The 17,633-nt window shown below is 66.2% G+C and carries 9 protein-coding genes and 1 pseudogene; 1 reads left to right on the top strand and 9 read right to left on the bottom strand.

What is annotated here, in order from left to right; genetic code table 11:
• Positions 1-451: 451 nt before the first annotated feature.
• The 9 genes and pseudogenes from NZU74_19900 to NZU74_19860 form a co-directional block, all read right to left on the bottom strand.
• The gene (locus NZU74_19900) at positions 452-3,844 is read right to left on the bottom strand and encodes a Swt1 family HEPN domain-containing protein (protein ID MCS6883598.1); all 3,393 of its coding nucleotides are present in this window, start codon (positions 3,842-3,844) and stop codon (positions 452-454) included.
• Between the two features lie 73 nt (positions 3,845-3,917).
• The gene (locus NZU74_19895; GenBank protein ID MCS6883597.1) at positions 3,918-4,295 is read right to left on the bottom strand and encodes a GxxExxY protein; all 378 of its coding nucleotides are present in this window, start codon (positions 4,293-4,295) and stop codon (positions 3,918-3,920) included.
• Positions 4,296-4,336: 41 nt separating this feature from the next.
• Positions 4,337-5,719 carry a DUF1156 domain-containing protein gene (locus tag NZU74_19890; GenBank protein MCS6883596.1) on the bottom strand — a complete coding sequence of 461 codons (1,383 nt, stop codon included), beginning with the start codon at positions 5,717-5,719 and terminating at the stop codon, positions 4,337-4,339.
• A complete protein-coding gene (locus NZU74_19885) occupies positions 5,686-7,524 on the bottom strand; it encodes a DUF559 domain-containing protein (protein MCS6883595.1) in 1,839 nt (612 codons plus the stop codon). The genes NZU74_19890 and NZU74_19885 overlap by 34 nt, the downstream gene beginning before the upstream one ends.
• Positions 7,525-7,562: 38 nt before the next feature.
• A complete protein-coding gene (locus tag NZU74_19880; GenBank protein MCS6883594.1) occupies positions 7,563-7,913 on the bottom strand; it encodes a four helix bundle protein in 351 nt (116 codons plus the stop codon).
• A gap of 130 nt (positions 7,914-8,043) precedes the next feature.
• A pseudogene (locus tag NZU74_19875) lies at positions 8,044-8,511 on the bottom strand (DUF1156 domain-containing protein).
• Complete coding sequence (locus tag NZU74_19870; protein MCS6883593.1) at positions 8,508-8,912, bottom strand: HEPN domain-containing protein; 405 nt, start codon at positions 8,910-8,912, stop codon at positions 8,508-8,510. The pseudogene NZU74_19875 and the gene NZU74_19870 overlap by 4 nt, the downstream one beginning before the upstream one ends.
• Complete coding sequence (locus tag NZU74_19865) at positions 8,899-9,252, bottom strand: nucleotidyltransferase domain-containing protein (protein ID MCS6883592.1); 354 nt, start codon at positions 9,250-9,252, stop codon at positions 8,899-8,901. Before NZU74_19865 ends, NZU74_19870 begins: the two co-directional genes overlap by 14 nt.
• Positions 9,253-9,747: 495 nt before the next feature.
• A complete protein-coding gene (locus tag NZU74_19860) occupies positions 9,748-13,512 on the bottom strand; it encodes a helicase-related protein (protein ID MCS6883591.1) in 3,765 nt (1,254 codons plus the stop codon).
• Positions 13,513-14,085: 573 nt separating this feature from the next.
• On the opposite strand from NZU74_19860, the gene NZU74_19855 reads away from it, so the two are divergent.
• The gene (locus NZU74_19855; GenBank protein ID MCS6883590.1) at positions 14,086-17,553 is read left to right on the top strand and encodes a pentapeptide repeat-containing protein; all 3,468 of its coding nucleotides are present in this window, start codon (positions 14,086-14,088) and stop codon (positions 17,551-17,553) included.
• Positions 17,554-17,633: the final 80 nt, after the last annotated feature.

Here is a 17,633-nt window from a genome sequence, read left to right as displayed (position 1 = left end):
GAGGAGTACTACCGGGCGCGGGGCTGGGTCAACGGCGTGGTGCCCGAAGCCAAGCTGCGCGAACTGGGCATTCTGGAGGACTGAGAGACGCAACGGGGGAGGGGGCCGCCCCCTTCCCTTAGAATAGTCACCCGCGTCATGACGCCTTCAGTCGTCTCCCAGCGATGACGGGAACGACTGAAGGCGTTATTAGCGATGCCTCCGCGAACAGGCCAGGGGAAAGGAGCGTGACCGTAACGAAGAAGAACGCCAGGAGGCGGTCGGTTCCGGTGAGCGGCTGCCGCTCCGGGCGCAAGAAACGCCAGCCCAGGTAACTGGTGATGACCAGGGCCAGCAGGGAACTGGTTCAGGTAACTGATCGAGGCGGGGGTCAGCTACATGCCAGACATGCTCGGGATAATCTTACATGCCCATCCTAACCCAATCCAAAATCCAAAATCCAAAATCCAAACTACTCCTCCTCAAACCCCGCCTGCGTAAACTTCAGCGCCCGGCTGTTCTCCGTCACCACGCGCACCACGTGGTCGGGGGCGCCGCCGGGGATCTCGGCTTCGATCTCCAGGGTCACGCGCACCCTGGCCCCCACCAGCGCCGTGAGATGGGCGATGACCTCCTCGGCGATGCGGCTGGCATCGCGCCCGGCGCGCTCGGCGCTTACCTCGACGCTGCCGTGAAAGCGCCGCAGCGTCCGTGGCTTTACCACCGGGGACGCGGAGGACGCGGAGAGCCGCGGAGAAGGTTCGGTACTGGTTTCGCTGTATCGCGTTGGTGAACCGCCAGCAAAAACATCTCCGCTTTCCTCTGCGTTCTCCGCGGTAATAACTTGAGCCATTTCAGCATCGAGTTGCCGCCTGGCCGCCTCCGGCCTGACGATCAGCCCCCCGTCGTGCTCGCTGAGGCTCACCATCGTCGCCGCGCGCAGCCCCCGGTAGCGCCCCGCCGCCTCATCGTGGCCCTCGGCGTAGGCGAAGGAGTCCAGTTCCCAGGTCAGCAGATTCACCCCCTCGCGGATGGCCGCCAGCAGCACCCCCGGGTCGCGCAGGCGCGGCAGGTAGTGGTAGCGCCCGAAGTCCTCGATGAGCTGCCGCACGCTCACGTGGTCGCCGCGCCAGAGGGGCACCCGGTCCAGCTCCAGCCGCAGGCTCGAGGGGGCCAGGCTGAGGATGAGCAGTTCCTCGCCGCGCAGCTTCTTGCTCGCCCGCACGGCCAGGGCGTCCTGCCCGCTCAGCCGGAGGGCCTTCCACTCCACCGGGGCCTGCGGCGTGGCCTGCGCCGGCACGAGCAGCCACTGGTAGGTCTCCGGCAGGCGCGCCGTCACTACGCCGTCGGCGCTGGCCTTCTGCGTCTCGGCCTGCCGCACCTGGTTGGGCGAGAGGTCCAGGCTCTCCTTTTCGGCGAGGATCGACTCCCAGGCCAGGTACCTGCGCAGCGCCTCGTCCAGATCCTGCACCCGCGTTTTGTCCGCCGCCAGGAAGACCAGGCTGTTGCGGTAGAGCCGCGGGGCGTTGCCGCGTTTCTCCAGGATCTCCCTGGCCCGCGCTTCGGCGGGGTTGTCCGCTTCTTTGCTGTACGGCGCGTCAACGCCCAGCACCACCAGCCGGGCATCGAGGTCGTCGGGCACGTCGGCGCCGCTGACCGGCAGGGGGTGCACGCGGCTGAAGTCGCCCATCTTGCGCAGGTCGGCCCGCAGGCGCCGCTCCAGCTCCGCCAGCGCCCGGTCGGGGTCGCGCCTGAGCTGCTCGGCCCGATCCTCGGCCAGTTTGGTGACCGTGGGCTGGGTGGCGTACCAGTAGCGCGACCCGTCCTGGTAGAGGTAGGTGGCCGACGCCGCCAGGCGCCGCAGGGCGTCGCCGAAGACCGCCGGTGATTCGCCCGGCATCACGCAGCCGAGTTTGATGCGCCGGTCCTCGATGCCCCGGTTGGCCGCGGTGGCCGTGGGGGCCGAGCCAAGGTAGATGGCCCGGGCCACGCGCCGCGTGGCGGCGTATTTGCCCAGGTTGGGCACGTCGCGGTCAATCTGCAACGGCAGCGAGCCGGGGCCGTCCACGTCCTTCTCCAGGATGGGCGCCCAGTTGTCGGAGAGGTAGCGCGTCAACTCGAACTGCACCCGCGGCTCGTCAATGGGGACGTTGGCGGGCATGATCAGCGGGTTGCGGTCGCCCTTCTCCCACAGGCTGTGGATGACCGCCGCCATCAGGCGCAGCACGCCGCGGGTGCGCTGGAACTTGACCAGGGTGGACCAGTCGGTGTACAGCCGGTCGAAGACCTCGGGGTGGATGGGGTAGGCGGCCTTGAGGCGCTGCTCGTAGCTGCTTTCACGGCACTCCGGGGGGAACTCCTGGGCCTGGCTGCGGTAGAGGTCGGCGAAGGCCCGCGCCACCACATCGCGGTCCTTGAACTGGGCCGGGTCGCGCAGCGGCTCGAAGAGCCGCCGCCGGACGATCTCGAAGCCCTCCTCGGCGCTCGCCGGGCGCCAGGAGGATTCGAGGCGCCCGATGACGTTGCGCAGCCGCTCGAGGGCCTCGCGGCCCCGCTGCCCGCCCACCTCGGCATCGTCGGCCTGGGTGTAGGGCGATCCGGCCGTGTCGGAGGCCGGCAGGCTGACCACCAGCAGGCAGTGCTTCGCCAGCCGCGCCGACTCGGTCAGCGCCTGGGCGAAGCTGAACTGGGTCTCGAAGCTCCCCCCCGGCAGCAGAGGCGCCCCGTCAGAGCGGCTGTACTCGCCCTGGTCGTGCAACTGCCGCGCGTAGGCGACCCACTCGTCAACCAGGATGAGGCAGGGGCCGTAGTCGTTGAACAGGGCGCGCAGGGTGTCGCCGGGGTTGGTGGCGCGCTCGTCGTCGAGGCGCACGCGCTCGAAGGCGTCGCGCCCGCCGAGTTGCCAGGCCAGTTCGCCCCACAGCGTCCGCACCAGCGTGCCGTCGGGCTTGAGCACGGGGTTGCCGGGCGAGATCTTGTTGCCCACCAGCACCACCCGGCGGGCCGTGGGCAGGGTGGTGACGCCGGCCTCCTGCATCACCCGGTCCATGCCCGCCAGGTCGGTAGGGTTGGCCCCGCCGAAGAGGTGGTAGAGGGCCAGCATGGAGTGGGTCTTGCCGCCGCCGAAGTTGGTCTGGAGCTGCACCACCGGGTCGCCGCCCGCGCCGCTCAGCCGCCGGATGGCCCCGACGAGCAGGCGGGTCAGGCTCTCGGTGAGGTAGGTGCGGCGGAAGAACTCCACCGGGTTGCGGTACTCGTCGCTGCCCTCGCCCAGGTGCACCTGCCACAGATCGGCGGCGAACTCGGCCTGCAGGTAGCGCCCGCTGGCCACGTCGGGGTGGGGGGTGATCACGTCGCGCCAGGGCTTCAGCGCCCCGGTGACCGCGCTCTCGATCGCCGCCCCGGCGCTCTTGCGGCGCTCGCTGCGCACCTGCTCGTCGAAGCGCAGCCGCAGCAGTTCCATCTTCATGCGTTCGAGTTCCTCGGCCTGCGGCGCGGAGATGGCCGTCAGCAGCCGGTGGGCCGAGTCGAGGGCGCGGTAGGCGTCATCGCTGGAAAAGCTCTCCTGGTGCGCCCACTTGTTGCGCGCCTCGCGCAACTCGCTCACCAGGCTGCGCTCGGCGAAGCCCAGCGTCTTGCGGAAGACCTCGTTCCACTGCTCCCCCATGATTTTGAGCAGGGCGGCGATGTCGAGGTGCGGCGTTTCGTCATCGCGCCAGGTCAACTCGTTGCGCCATTTCTCGGTAACGCGCGAAACCCAGTACTTGCCGTACTGCGTCTGCGCCTCGCGCTCGACGAAGGGCAGCAAGCCCTGGCGCAGCAGGTCCATCGCTTTGCCGACGCGCTCGTGGTTGGTGGTAGCCATAGGCGCCTCTTATGTATTTACCGCCGAGGGCGCAGAGCAGAGCCTTTTGCTCTGCGTTCTCCGCGGTAAAAAACTACAAGCCATTTACCATCCGCTTGATCCCATCTTTCAACTTCGGCACATGAAAATTGATCAGCAACCCGATTTTACATCCGCTGAGCTTCAGGTACGAAAGCAACTGCGCCTCGTGCACCGGCAGCACCTTCTCCACCGCCTTCAACTCCACGATGATCGCGTCCGCGACCAGCAGATCCAGGCGGTAGCCGGCATCCAGCTCGATGCCGTCGTAGACCACCGGCAGCGCCACCTGGGTGAGCACCTTCAGGCCGCGCTTGCGCAACTCGTGGGCCAGACACGCCTCGTAGGCGCTTTCGAGCAGCCCCGGCCCCAGGGCTGTATGGACCTTCATCGCCGCATCAACGATCTGGCCGCTAATGTGATTCAGTTCCATGGATGTGATGATGTTTTACCGTAGAGGACGCAGAGATCGTCTCACTCCCCGCTCTCCTCCGCGTCCTCTGCGGTGAACAGCGAAGCCTGTCTCACAGCATCCCCACTGGCCAGCCTTGCCATCTCCGGCCAGCTCTGCACCAGGGCGTTATACTCCCGCGCCTCTGCGGCGCGCCGCTTGCGCTCACAGAGCGTATACAGGCGATAGGCCAGCTCGCGGGCCACATCGGCCCGCGGGCCGAGGCGCGCCAGCAACGCCGCCGCCCGCTGCTCCCCCTGCCCCAGCGCGCGCGCCAGATGGTGGGTCATCTCCCAGACCGTCAGGCGGCTATCGCCGGCCGGGTCCCAGTCGGCGGGCAGCTCATCGGGCCGCAGCAGGCGCACCCGGCCCCCCCGCGAGACCAGCAGGCCCGCCTCGACCATGCCCCCGACGCTGGTATTCTTGGCCTTGGAGAGGGTCTCGGCCACGCCATACTCACCCTCGCCGAAGCCATACTGCTCGAACCAGGCCAGCGCCCAGCGCGTATCGGCGTCGAAATCGCCCTCCTGCTCGGCCAGGACCTCGTCGAGCGTCGCGTTGATCAGCGCCAGGGCCTCGCGCACCGTCAGCGGCTTGCCCGCGGCGTCAATCACCCGGCCGAAGCGCGTAAACACCGCCATCCCCGGCCCGATGGCGGCCTGGGCCAGGTCCACCGGGGCGATATTGCCCCGCTGCATGGCCCGGAGCGCCGCGGGCAACTCGGCCTTCAGCGCGGCCACGAAGTCGCGGCGCGTGGCGGTGGGCGCATTCTGCGGGCGTGGGCGGCAAACAAGAACGATGGAGGAGGCGAGGGCGTTGGTGTCCATTGCCACCTGGCGTGTTCGCATTTCAGTACGTATTGGCCAGGTTCCACTTAGTGCGAACCCGGCGCGGATCACCGCGTCGAGGAAGGTCTCCCAGCCGGTGCTGGCGGCGCCGTCGGCCTTGCTGGTCTCCGACTGCTTGAAGGCGTAGTAGATGGTGACGGGAAAGGCCGGGTGGGCCTGCTCGGCCAGGCGCTGCATGGCCCGGGTCATGCCGTCGAGGAAGAAGCGTTCGGCCCGCTCCTTGCCGCCGTGACGGTAGGGGGTGGCGACCAGTTCTTCGGCCTTGGGCACGGCCAGAGTCGCGAACAGATCCGGAAACACCGGGCGTAGGGTGCGCCGCAGCCAGACGTAGAAGAAGTCGGAGAGGTCGGCGTAGCCGATGTTGTCGTAGTAGGGCGGGTCGGTGGAGATGACTTTGTCAGTGCTTAAGTCCTGCTTAATCGCATCAAGTTGAGTCGCTACACCGATATTATGACTATGAAACTGCTTCTCAATAACCTCTACAACTGAAACAACCGTCCCGAAGATGTCACCACCTGCACCTGCTAGCGGATTCGTCTCTGCATAGTCCCACACCATCGGTAATGCCTGGCGCCCAAAAGTCGCCACAATTCGATCCATTCGCTGTTCCCAAATACATAGGCTCGTATTTCGATTGCAGGCTTTGCTCTGGGCAAACGCCAGATACACAGCGACGGCATCGGCATAGGCCCGGGGGCCGCTGCCGCCGGCGGCGAGGGGGGGTCGTCGTCAATGGTGTGACTGGCCCCCCTCCCCGCCCCTCCCCCCTGCGGGGGGAGGGTGGCTTGGGGAGCCGGCGCTCCGGGCGTGTCGGTTGCCCCCCTCCCCGGCCCTCCCCCCGCAGGGGGGAGCGAGGTGGGGGAGGCGGGCGGCGCTTCGCCTGCCTCGGCGCCCCCCGACTCCTCCCCCCGCAGAGGGGAGGTCGTGGATGCCGGCCCCGCGGGCGCCTGGGCATCAGCGAGGGGGCTATGCAGCGTCTCCCAGATGGTAGAGAGCACACTCTCAAGGTTGCTCAGCACATCGTGGTTCGTAAAGCGAAGAATGCGGATCCCCAACGCATGGAGCCACGCCGTGCGCTCCGCATCACGGGCAAGCCCCTCCGGGGTATAGTGCTGACCACCGTCAATCTCAATAGCCAATCGCGCCGACGGGCAGTAGAAGTCGAGCACGTACCGCTCGATGGGATGCTGCTTGCGGAAACGAAATCCGTCGAGTTGTTTGCAGCGCAGACTCTGCCAGAGCAGTTGTTCCGCATCGGTCATCGTTTTGCGCAGCTCACGGGCTGCCTGGAGCAAGGCAGGCGGAACAGGGATGGGGCGCCACCCGGTTCCCACCGCCCTCCCCCCGGAGGGGGGAGGGGTGGGGTGGGGGGCCCTCCCCCCAGAGGGGGGCGGGGTGGGGTGGGGGGCCAGCGGCCCGGACGCGCCCGCCGCCCCCCATCCAGCGGCGTCGCCTGCCCCCCTCCCCCCGCAGGGGGGCGGGGCGGGGAGGGGGGCCGACGCCCCAGACGCGCCCGCCGCCCCCGCCAGCGCATCCCTCCACACCCGCTCGCGCGCCTCCGCCACCAGCTCCGCGAAGGTGTTCAGCGCCACCAACTGCCGCGGCGTGAACAGGTCGCCGAAGGTCGTCAGGCCGTATTGCACGGTCCAGAAGTTGCGCGGATCGTCGGGCAAAGGCGTCTCCGGCTTCCACTCCGGCCGGGCGCTGCGGGCGATGGCCTCGTGCTCCGGGGTGGGGGGCAGGTAGACCCGCCCCCGCTCGCCCTCGGCCACGATCGCCATCAGCCGCGCGCCCATGCGCCCCGCCTGCCCTTCGGCCTTGATGTAGTCGCCGGTGATTGGCATCCCCGACATCAGGCAGCGGAAGTTGGCCCCGCGGGCCAGCTTGGTGCCGTCTTTCGCCTCCGGCGGGGGCGGGCCGTGGCCGGCGCGGGTTTTGACGGTGAAGCGGTAGCCATCCCCTTCGATTACCGGCTCGACCCAGGCCTCTTTGCCCGCTCTGGTCGAGAGCATAAAGGTGGAGGCCAGGGGCACCTCCACGTGGGCGAAGGCGGGGTTGGGGCTTTTGACCGTGCGCGCCCACAGCCAGGCGATCACGGTGAGATTTTGGATTTTGGATTTGGGATTCTGGAGTTCTTCGGGGGTGGCGTGGCGGTAGCTGCCGTCGCTGTTGCGAATAACCTGGACCTTCGGGTACAGATGCCCGATCCGCCGCTCGGCCTCGTCGCGCATCCACTGGCCGTAGTAGCGCACGTCGGCGGCGAGACCCTGAGCGCCGGTGTAGGAAGTAGGAGATAGGAAATAGGAAGTAGGAAATAGGAAGTAGGAAGTAGGGATGTGGTTGGAAGGCTCGCGATGTACCATTTCCTCCCCCCTATTTCCTATTTCCTCCCCCCTATTTCCTACCCCCGCCGCTGACGGCGCATGGTCGTCAGCATGCGCCCCACTTCGCTCATCAGGCCGCGCGGGGTCGGGGTCTCGTGTTCGGGAAACCAGCCCAGGTCCTGGCACAGAATGAGCATGGTCTCCAGTTCCGCCAGCGATCCCTGGGCGATCGCCAGGAACTGGGCCTTCTCCTTGTCCGACTCCCGCGCCCAGCCTTCCGCGATGTTCGCTGGAATCGACACCGCCGCCCGGGTGATCTGAGATCGCATCCCGTAGGTCTCCTCGCGCGGCCGAAGCGGGACCAGACGATAGACTTCGCGCGCCGCCGCCATGGCCTTCTGCCACACGATGAGTTCCTTGAAATGCATCAACGCCCCCCCTATTTTCTATTTCCTTCTTCCTACTTTCTGGATTCACCGGCGGCCGCCCGGCGAACTTCGGCGGGATCTCGATCATGGCCTTGTTGATCAGCACCGCCACCGGGTTGAGGTCGCTGGCATAGGCTTCCAGGCCCAGGCGCTGGGCCTCCAGCGGCAACGCGCCGCCGCCGGCGAAGGGGTCGTGGAAGGCAGGGAGCTTCTCGGGGTCGAACAGCTCGGCGGCGCGGGGGTGGTCCCGGTGTTCGGCGCAGGCGCGGCGCCAGCACCGCCAGATCTCCTCGCGGGCTTGCTGGAGCAGGGCCTCGTTGGTGGTGTTCTCCCACTGCACCAGTTGCTCGATCAGGCGGAAGAGGCGTTGCCGTTCGGCCTCCTGGGCCTCTTCGGTCGGGAACAGCTCCGGCCAGGCCGAGGGGTCATCCACCAGTTGGGCGAAGATCACCGCCCGCGCCGCGGCCAGCGGGCGCCGCGCCCACCAGAGGTGCAGGGTGCTGGGGTGGCCGTGGCGGATGCTCTTCTCGCGGGCGCTGGCGGCGTTGATCGCCTCGAGCGGAAGGGCGACTTCGATGAGTTTTTTGCGGGGGATCATGGTTCACCATTCGTTGCGGCCGGCGACGATGAGGCGATGCGCTGCATCACCTGACGAGCAAGCAACAAAGCTTCATCGGCATCGCTCTCGTTCGGCAGCCCTTCGGAAAGGTCGCCGGGAAGGGCGTCAGGATAGCGAGCAGGTATGTAGAAACGATCCAGCAGTTGCAGATCAAGCGCGATGTCGTCAAAGGGATTGGACGGCAAGAGCGGCAACAGATCGCCGAGACGGTGAGCGCGCGGCGGAGTCACGCCTTGCGTGCTCAGCAAACCCTTCAGCACTTTTTCTACACACAGTTGCGCGTGAAAGCAGACCTGATTGAGAATACCGGCCTGGCGAGCAAGCTCGGCCATGGCAAGATCTTCGCGGGCAAACTGAAACCAGGTCTCACCCTCGTTCATAGAGCACTTTGCCTTTCCTCAGGATCTCCTCGCGCACAAACGCGCGTTCCCGGGCCAGCCGCGCGAACTCCGCTGGCGTGTAGACCAGGATATCTACGCCGACACGGGGCTGTAGCAGCCGCATCACCGCTTTGACCCGATCGAGAAAGCGCTGGTCGCTCTCATACACCACTACAAGGTCGATGTCCGACCAGTGGTGCGGGGTGTCCCCGGCCAGCGAGCCGAAGAGAATAATGCGCTCTGGATGAAGGTGCTGTTTGAGCAGCGCCACGTACCGTTCAATCTCTCGCTCAAGCATGGCATGACGTTCGGTGCGCTGCTGATTGCTCATATCTTGCATGGTCACAGGTTTATCTCCTTACCGCGGAGAGCGCAGTGATTCGCGGAGCATTGTACCATTCGCGCCTTTCCACGCCCTCGGCGGTAATTAGTCTGTGAATTAAGTTTCCCGGTGTTTGTCACCCCGAGCGGAGCGAGGGGTCTACCGCACCAGGAGGCGGAAGATGCTTCGCTTCGCTCAGCATGACAGGACGAGCGAAAAACCGGAAAACTTAATGCGCAGACTACTTACTAGTCTGTGAACTAAGTTTGCTTGCCTTTCCGCCCCCCTCCCACCCCCCCCCGTTGGGGGGAGGAGCCGGACTCCCTCCCCCAGCGGGGGAGGGCTGGGGAGGGGGCGGAGTTGCCGAAAAGCTTAGTTCACAGAGTAGTAATGAAGATTAAGAATATAAACCGGTATTTCCCCTACAGCCCGGCGGCTGAAGCCGCGGGCTACCGATGCGAAGCCCGCCTGCGCGGGCTATACCGGATGTAATTCTTAATCTTCATAACCGCCTCACCCCGGGGCCTCGGAGCGCGCCAGCAGCTCGGCGCAGGAGTAGTTGACGCTGGTCACCCCAAAATCCGGCTCCCGCTGGAAGGGCCGGCGCACGTAGCGCACGCTGTGCGTCCCGTCGTCGGCGAAGAGCACCAGCGCCAGGATGTAGTCGTCGGGCTTGTTGAGCGAGTAGAGGATCTCGTTGCGGGTCACGGTGATCGTCTCGGCCCCGGCGACGCGGCCCTTGACCTCGATGAAGCGCAGGCGGCCGCTGCGGGGGTCGCGGCTCTCGATGTCGTAGCCCAGGCGCTCAAGCTCGCGGTCCACCGGCTCAAAGCCCAGACCGCGCTCGATCTCCATCACGATGGCCCGCGCCCGCGCGGCGGCGGCCTGGGTCTCGACGGGCTGCGCGGTCGCGGGCAGGGGCCGCCCGGTGATCGCCGCGAGCAGCCCTGCCGGCACGACCAGCAGCCCGCCGAGGACGACCGGCGGCAGGGGGGCGATCCGCGCCTCCAGGTCGAGTTGCTCCATACGCTTTTGCAGGCGCGCCTGCAACTCGTCGGCGCGCCGCCGGGCCTCCCGCGAGTTGAGGCGTAACCCCCTCCCTCGCCCTCCCCCTTCCAGGGGGAGGGTAGGGGTGGGGGCGGCCTGCTCCTGGAGCTTCAACTCCTCGGCGCGGTGGTCCCAGTAGTTGATCTCCTTGGTTAGCCGGTCCTTCACTGCCGCGCGGGTCTTCTCGATCAGGCCCAGGCGCCGGCTGCGCACCTCTTCCAGATGCCCCGGCACGATGTTGGTGATGGCATGGGCCAGGGCCTGCTGCTCGAGGGTGGGAGAGAGGAACGAGGAAATAGAAGCCAGGATGGCGCTTCGCAGTGTTTCTGCGTGAGCACTTTCAGCCCCCTCCCCAGCCCTCCCCCGCCGGGGGAGGGAGTCCGGCTCCTCCCCCCGCCGGGGGGAGGTTGGGAGGGGGGCAAACTCGGCTGCAACCTCCTCCAACGGCCGGTAGTCCAGATACGGCGCATAGTGCAGGCTGCGGACCGCGCCATCGGCGCTCAGTTCAACGTAGAGCATCTGGCGCGAGATCGTCCGGCGCTCGCCGCTGGGCAGGGCGCTGGCGTCCTGGATGGCATGTTCGAGGATGAAGAGCACCCGCGGCTGCGTACCGGGGTCGCGCTCGTCCACCAGCACCGCGCCGCGGCGCAGCAGGTCGCGGTGGCGTTCGAGCACCAGGTCGAGGGTGGCGTCGAGCAGGGGGTGCCCGGGGCAGACGAAGGCGGCCTCGGGCTGGCCCGGGGGTTTGAGCAGGGCCTTGTCGAAGGTGATGCGCTCGTAGCGCGGCAGCACCGGATTGCCGATGCCGATCACCCGGTCGCGGTTGCGAACGGCCGCCGGGACGTGGGTGACCTCGTAGCGCCGCGGCTCGCGCTGGCGCAGGGACCCGCCGAGGCGCTTGAAGGCTTCAAGGAAGAACGACTCGATATAGTGGGGCTGGAGCCGCCGGGCTTCGGCCCGTTCCATCTCCGCGCGCACCCGCGCCACCTGGCGGGTGTCCATGGCGTCGTGGACCAGCGCCCGCTCCTCGAGCAACTCCTGGAGGCGCTGCCGATCCACGGCGCCGGCGATGGCCCGCGTGAGCCGGGCGCGCACCTCGGGCCGCTCGCCGTAGCGAATGGCCTCGATCAGCAGATCGCGCAGCGGGCGGCCCTCGAACTGCAACTTGCCGAGCACATCGAAGACCTGGCCACCGAGGGCCTGGCGGGCCTGCTCCAGCTTGTCGAGCAGCGCGCGGTAGACATCGCCCTCGCGGGTTTCCTCGGCCACCAGGTTCCACATGTGGCAGACCTCGGTCTGGCCGATGCGGTGGATGCGCCCGAAGCGTTGCTCCAGGCGGTTGGGGTTCCAGGGCAGGTCATAGTTAACCATCAGGTGGGCGCGCTGCAAGTTGATGCCCTCGCCAGCGGCGTCGGTGGCGATCAGCACCCGCGCCTCCGGGTCGTGGCGGAAGGTCTCCTGGGCCTTGCGGCGCTCCTCGCGGCCCATGGCGCCGTGGATGGTCACCACCGCCTCGACGCGGCCAAGCAGGGTGCTGATGCGCTGCGCCAGGTAGTTGAGCGTATCGCGGTGCTCGGTGAAGATCACCAGCTTCTGGTGGGGCGAGGGGGTGGGGCGGGCCGGCTGGCCGTAGGGGGCGCGCTCCTCGGCCAGGCGATTGGCAATCGCCGCGGGGGTGAAGATCTCGCCCAGCAGACTGGCCAGCTCGCGCCACTTGCGATCCTCGCCGCTCTGGCGCACCGCCAGGGCCAGGGCCTCCAGGCGCTTCAGATTGGCGATCTCCAGCTTCAACTCATCAATCGTGCGCGCGGCAGTGGCCTGGTCGAGGATCTCCTCTTCGACCCGGGCCACCTCATTGTCGGGCGCGTCTTCGAGGTCCTCCAGGTCTTCCGGGCTGAGATCTACCGCGGAGAGCGCAGAGGAGGGCAGAGGTTTGCCCATATCGGATCCTCTGCGTCCATCCGCGTTCTCTGCGGTAAAACCTCCTCGCTGAAGCAACTCCAGCTCGCGCAGGCGCTGCTCCAGGCGCTCGCGGCGGCGGTGCAGCGACTGGTAGATCGCCTCGGGGGAAGAGGCCAGGCGCCGTTGCAGCACCGTCAGCGCAAAGCCGACCGTCCCGGCGCGCTTCTCGTTCTGGAGGGCCTCGGCACGGTCGAACTCATCGCGGACATAGCTGGTCACCTCGCGGTAGAGGTGCGCCTCGGCGTCGGAGAGCTTGTACGGGACGGTATAGGCGATTCGCTCCGGGAACAGCGGCGTGCCATCAAACTTCAGCAGCCGCTCCTTGACCATGCGCCGCATCAGGTCGGAGACCTCCACCTGGTGCACGCCGTCGCGGAAGCGCCCCTCGAAGCGGTCGCCGTCGAGCAGGGCCAGGAAGAGCTGAAAATCCTCCTCCTTGCCATTGTGGGGCGTGGCGGTCAGCAGCAGGAAGTGGCGGGCGCGGGCGCCGAGCAACTGGCCGAGGCGGTAGCGTTTCGTGTACTTGATCTCCCCGCCGAAGAAGGTTGCTGAGAACTTGTGCGCCTCATCGCAGACCACCAGGTCCCAGGTGGTCGTGGCAAGCCACTCCTGCGCCTGCTCATTGCGCGCCAACTGGTCGAGCCGCGCGATGGCGAAGATTTTGGATTTGGGATTTGGGATTTGGGATTGGTGATTGAAATCGAAAATCCGCAATCGAAAATCTAAAATCTCAAAGGGCAAATGGAAACGCTGGTGCAACTCATCCTGCCACTGCTCGGCGAGGCTGCCGGGGCAGACGATGAGGCAACGCTGGAGGTCGCCACGGGCGATCAGCTCCTTGATCAGCAGGCCGGCCATAATCGTCTTGCCGGCGCCAGGGTCATCGGCGAGGAGGAAGCGCAGCGGCTGCCGCGGGAGCATGGTCTCATAGACCGCGGTGATCTGGTGGGGCAGCGGCTCGACGATGGAGGTATGCACCGCCAGCAGCGGGTCGAAGAGGTGGGCCAGACGGATGCGGTGGGCCTCGGCGACGAGACGGAAGAGGCGCCCATCGCCATCGAAGCTCCAGGGGCGCCCGGCCTCGGCGATGGCCAGGGCCGGCTCATCGTCGCGGTAGAGCAGGCGCGTGCCGGGACGCCCGGCGGCGTCCTTGAAGGTCAGTTCCAGCGCGTCGCGGCCATACCACTGCGCGGCGACCACCGTCACCAGGCCATCGGGCAGAATGCCGCGCACCGCGGCGCCGGGGGTGAGATCTTCGAGCCGGGCCATGCGAGTGTCCCCTATACGATTTTGGATTTTGGATTTTGGACTTCGGACTTTAGATTCTGGCTTCCCGGATATGGCGTCGTGGGCGGGGCGAGGGTTGGGCCGCTGTGTGGAGATGTAGAGGTGTAGAGGTGTAACGATCTGCATTTACCCCCACACCTCCACACCTCCACACCTCCACACCTCCACACCTCCACACCTCCACACCTCCACACCTCCACACCTCCACACCTCCACACCTCCCCGCCTCCCCGCCTCCACAGATCCCCTCTGTGGCAAACCTATGCACATATGCGGCATTGTAGAACCGGCGGGTTACCGGGCGATTACACGACGGACAGGCGGAGGATGAGCAGAAGTTCAGGAGAGAAGGCCACGTCGCCTCATCATCAGTTCCACTGCCGGACCCCGGCCTCTTACCTGCACCTTTGCCAGCAAAATCGCCAGCAGCACCCATTCATTTCCGGGTGATGATTTGCTATACTTCGTACAACGATTTTGCCGCGCTGGTTATGGAGGTTCCCACAGGCGACCGCTACGGATATCCGCAACGTCGGACAGGGGAGGCGACGAGCCGTGGACACGCAAGGCAACACTTCGATCGGAGACGTGGCCGGACGTGATATCCATAAAATCAGTGAGAATGTGTTCCTGTTTGTCGAGAGATTTGTACAGTATCAGCAACAGGGCGCTGGCTCCCGCATCCCGCCGGGCAAGTTCGCGACCGTCGGCATTCCCGCGCTCTCCGCTGTACAACCAATCCATGAAGCTACCCTTAATCAGCTCGACAAGCTGGTCGTAGAGCGTAAGCCGTCGCAGGTGATTCATCTTCACGGGCTGCCAGGAACAGGCAAGAGCATGCTGGTCGCCCGGCTGGCCGAGAAGATTTCGCCCGACAGATTCAACCGCGGCATTCTCTGGTTTGATCTGGCGAGAGCCACCCCCCGAGACTTAATGGTACGCACCCTTTACCTGCTCGATGGAACCAGCGCGGGAAACGAACTCCAGGCGCGACCAGATGTTCCCTTGCGCGAGTTCTTCTGGGGACGGCTCACAGAGAGCGATGGACGCTGGCTCATTGTCGTCGATCATCTCTTCAGACCGCAAGACCTGCTTGAGATCCTGCCTGCTGCCCCAAAGGATGCGGGCGCCTGCCGCGTCCTGAGCATCGGACAGAGCGGCATACTTCATCTGCCGGATCCCTGGAGCGTTAAACCTGTCCTCCTCAGCCGTGTCGAGCTGCACGAGGCGCTGGAGATCTACCGGCAGGCCCTCGGCCACGAGCGCGCCAATGGCTTCGAGCCCATCCTGAAGGAGATTGTCGAGGCCCTCGACGGGCATCTGCAACTGATCGTGACCAGCGCCCGTCTCCTCCAGAGCGGGGCGACCTCGCCGCAGCGTTACCTGGAGCGGCTGCGCCAGCACGAGGAGCAGCGCGCCCTGCACGCCAATCATCTTGCCGACACCCTCGAACGGCTGGTGCAGGAACTGAGCGCGTCCCAACAGCACCTCTTTGACTGCATCGGCGTGCTCGGCGAGGGCGACTGGAGCGTTGAGCTTCTGGCCGCGGTGGCGATGCGGCGTCCCGGCGATATGCTCGACGATCTGGCGGCCCTCGTCGCCGCCAACGTCATTGAGCGCCGGCCGGACCCCACGGCCCGATCTGCCAGTACCGAGACCGACCAGGAGCGCGCCCGCCCCGGGCCGACGGACTGGTATCGAGCAGGGGGGCTCGCGCGGGAGGTGGCGCTCCGGCGCCTCAAGGGCAGGGGGGACTACCACCTGCGGGCCGCGCAAACGCTAATGGCGCGCTATCTGCTCGATCGCGCCGAAGAACTGGCCGCCGATCTGCGCTCCCGTCCGGCAGTGGCGGGCCGCCCGGAGCATAAACTGGCGCCAGGGAGCGAGGCGTTCATCAGCGGCTTTCGGGCAGAAATGGCCGCCGAGATGCCGCACCTGCGCCAGGCCCTGCGCTGGGCCGTGGAGCACGAAGACTGGCCGCTCGTCCGGCGCTTCGCCGCGCTGCCCTACACGGCGCTCATCCAGCGCCTCACGACCAATAGCTTCGAACTGACGCTGGACCTCAGTATGGGGACCATCAGCGAACCCACGGTCTGGCCGCTAGAGCCAGATGATCCACCCTACCTGAGCATTCCAGCCCTGGTTCCCTCCCAACTCTGGACCGTGCATCCCGGCGCGCGGCCGGTATCGGACGACGACAGGAACGCCCGGCGCCCCGCTACCTTTGTTTCGGAAAAAGCCGGCCAGCCACGGGCAGAATGCGACCTGAACTGGCATCTGACCGCCTGCCACCTGGTTGATGGGGTCTTTCGCCGGACCACCTTCACCAACGCGCGCTGGACCGGCGTGCGCGCCCCTGAGTTGATATTGATCGACGTGGATATGGGGAGCTGCCAGATGCCGGCGTGTGATTTCAGCAACAACACCTGGGTAGGCGTAAAGGCGCGCAACGCCTCCCTCCGGGAAAGCTCCCTGCGTAGAGCGCTGCTCAGAGACGTGCACCTGAACGGGGCAAGCCTGGAGAGGGTTGATTTCTCCTACGCGGTGCTGGAGCGGGTGCGTCTCACCGGGGCCAATCTGCGCGGGGCAAACTTCACGGGCGCAATCCTGAAGGAAACATCTCTTCGCCACGCCGATCTGCGTGATGCGTCGTTTCAAGGCGCCGAATTCAACGGAGTTGATTGGAGCGAAGCGCTGGTCGCACCCGAACAGTTGGCTCAACTCTGGGACGCGGAGGGCTGTACGCCGGAGCTTCCCCGGCGAGACGCTTCCGGCAACGAGAGGGGTGGCGCACGAGATCGGGACGCTATGACCGCGCCCCGCGTTGATGAAGGCTTTCTGAAAGATCTTATTCCGAAAGCTGGTCCCGGCAACGACCCGTCGATTGAAAAACGCGACCTGCGCGGTATACACATAGCACAGTTGCAATCCTTTGGTTTACGCGCCGCCGGCGCGGACCTGCGCGCAGCCGCGCTGTTGGGGCCCGCGATCCGCCTTGACAGCAGCGACTTCACCGGCGCGCATCTGAACGGGGCCACGCTCCGCGCAGCCCGGCTTCCGAAGTGCAACTTTACCCGCGCTAACCTGCGCGCCGCAGACCTGCAGAGCGCCAACCTTGAAGGGGCCATACTGGATCACGCCATTGTCCGCTCGGCCCGTTGCGATGGCGCCATCCTGACGCAGGCGCGTCTTGTTGCAGCCGATTTCACCGGCGCCGGCCTGCACGGGAGCCGCCTGGAACGCGCCGATCTCCAGAGGGCCAACCTCGCCGAGACCGACCTGCGCGAAGCTGACCTTCGCGGCGCAAACCTGGCGGGCGCCAGTCTCGCCGGCGCCGATCTGCGGCAGGCCGATCTCAGTGGCGCAGTGCTGGACGAAGCGGACCTGCGCGGCGCCGATCTCCGCGGGGCAACCATCGAGGAGGAGCAACTTTGCCGTGCCACGAATACCGGCAAAGCGCGTCTTCCGCGTGATCGCGAGGTGTACTTCAATAATCAAAACTATTCCGAGCGCCTGCCGGATCTGCCGGCCTTCCTCCGCTTCTCACAGTGGAGCGGCATCTACACCGGAGTAAGCTTCCCCAGCAAGCTCGATCTCCAGGGGGCCGTGCTTGACGGAAACTTTTCGAGGGTACACCTGGACGAGCTTAACCTCAGTTTCGCCCGGTTAAAGGGGATCTTCAGCCATTGCACCATGAGGAACACTTGCCTGCGGGATGCAAGGATCACCGGGATTCTGAGTAATGTAGACCTGCAGGGCAGCGACCTAACCGGCGCGTGGCTGAGCGATGCCAGCCTGGTCGTTTGCGACCTCAGGGGAGCGCAGGTCACCGAGGAGCAACTCCGGCAGGCGGCGCGGCTGCGCGGCGCCTACCTGCCGGACGGCGAACTGTACGATGGGCGTTACGACCTGCCCGGCGACATGCAGGATGCGATCAGCGCGGGCCTCGATCCAGAGGACAAAGCGGCTATGCGCGAGTTTTGCCAGAGCCGTGAGCGAGTGAAGGCCAAACTGTTTCGCTAGGGTCGGGGACATCTTTTCGGACTGTGGATTTTAGATTGCCGTACATAGTACTACAACGAGACTTCTCATTGTAGGGGAGG

Source organism: Chloroflexaceae bacterium, from assembly GCA_025057155.1.
Classification (GTDB): Bacteria; Chloroflexota; Chloroflexia; order Chloroflexales; family Chloroflexaceae; genus JACAEO01.
The sequence above is the reverse complement of the archived record's forward strand: the minus strand, read 5'-3'. Positions and strand labels throughout refer to the sequence as shown.

Excerpts from the sequence above, each read along its gene's own strand:
- NZU74_19890 (MCS6883596.1), bottom strand. The coding sequence starts at position 5,719 with ATGGTGTGGGACTATGCAGAGACGAATCCGCTAGCAGGTGCAGGTGGT.
- NZU74_19865 (MCS6883592.1), bottom strand. The coding sequence starts at position 9,252 with ATGCAAGATATGAGCAATCAGCAGCGCACCGAACGTCATGCCATGCTT.
- NZU74_19880 (MCS6883594.1), bottom strand. The coding sequence starts at position 7,913 with ATGCATTTCAAGGAACTCATCGTGTGGCAGAAGGCCATGGCGGCGGCG.
- NZU74_19860 (MCS6883591.1), bottom strand. The coding sequence starts at position 13,512 with ATGGCCCGGCTCGAAGATCTCACCCCCGGCGCCGCGGTGCGCGGCATT.
- NZU74_19870 (MCS6883593.1), bottom strand. The coding sequence starts at position 8,912 with ATGAACGAGGGTGAGACCTGGTTTCAGTTTGCCCGCGAAGATCTTGCC.
- NZU74_19895 (MCS6883597.1), bottom strand. The coding sequence starts at position 4,295 with ATGGAACTGAATCACATTAGCGGCCAGATCGTTGATGCGGCGATGAAG.
- NZU74_19900 (MCS6883598.1), bottom strand. The coding sequence starts at position 3,844 with ATGGCTACCACCAACCACGAGCGCGTCGGCAAAGCGATGGACCTGCTG.
- NZU74_19885 (MCS6883595.1), bottom strand. The coding sequence starts at position 7,524 with ATGGTACATCGCGAGCCTTCCAACCACATCCCTACTTCCTACTTCCTA.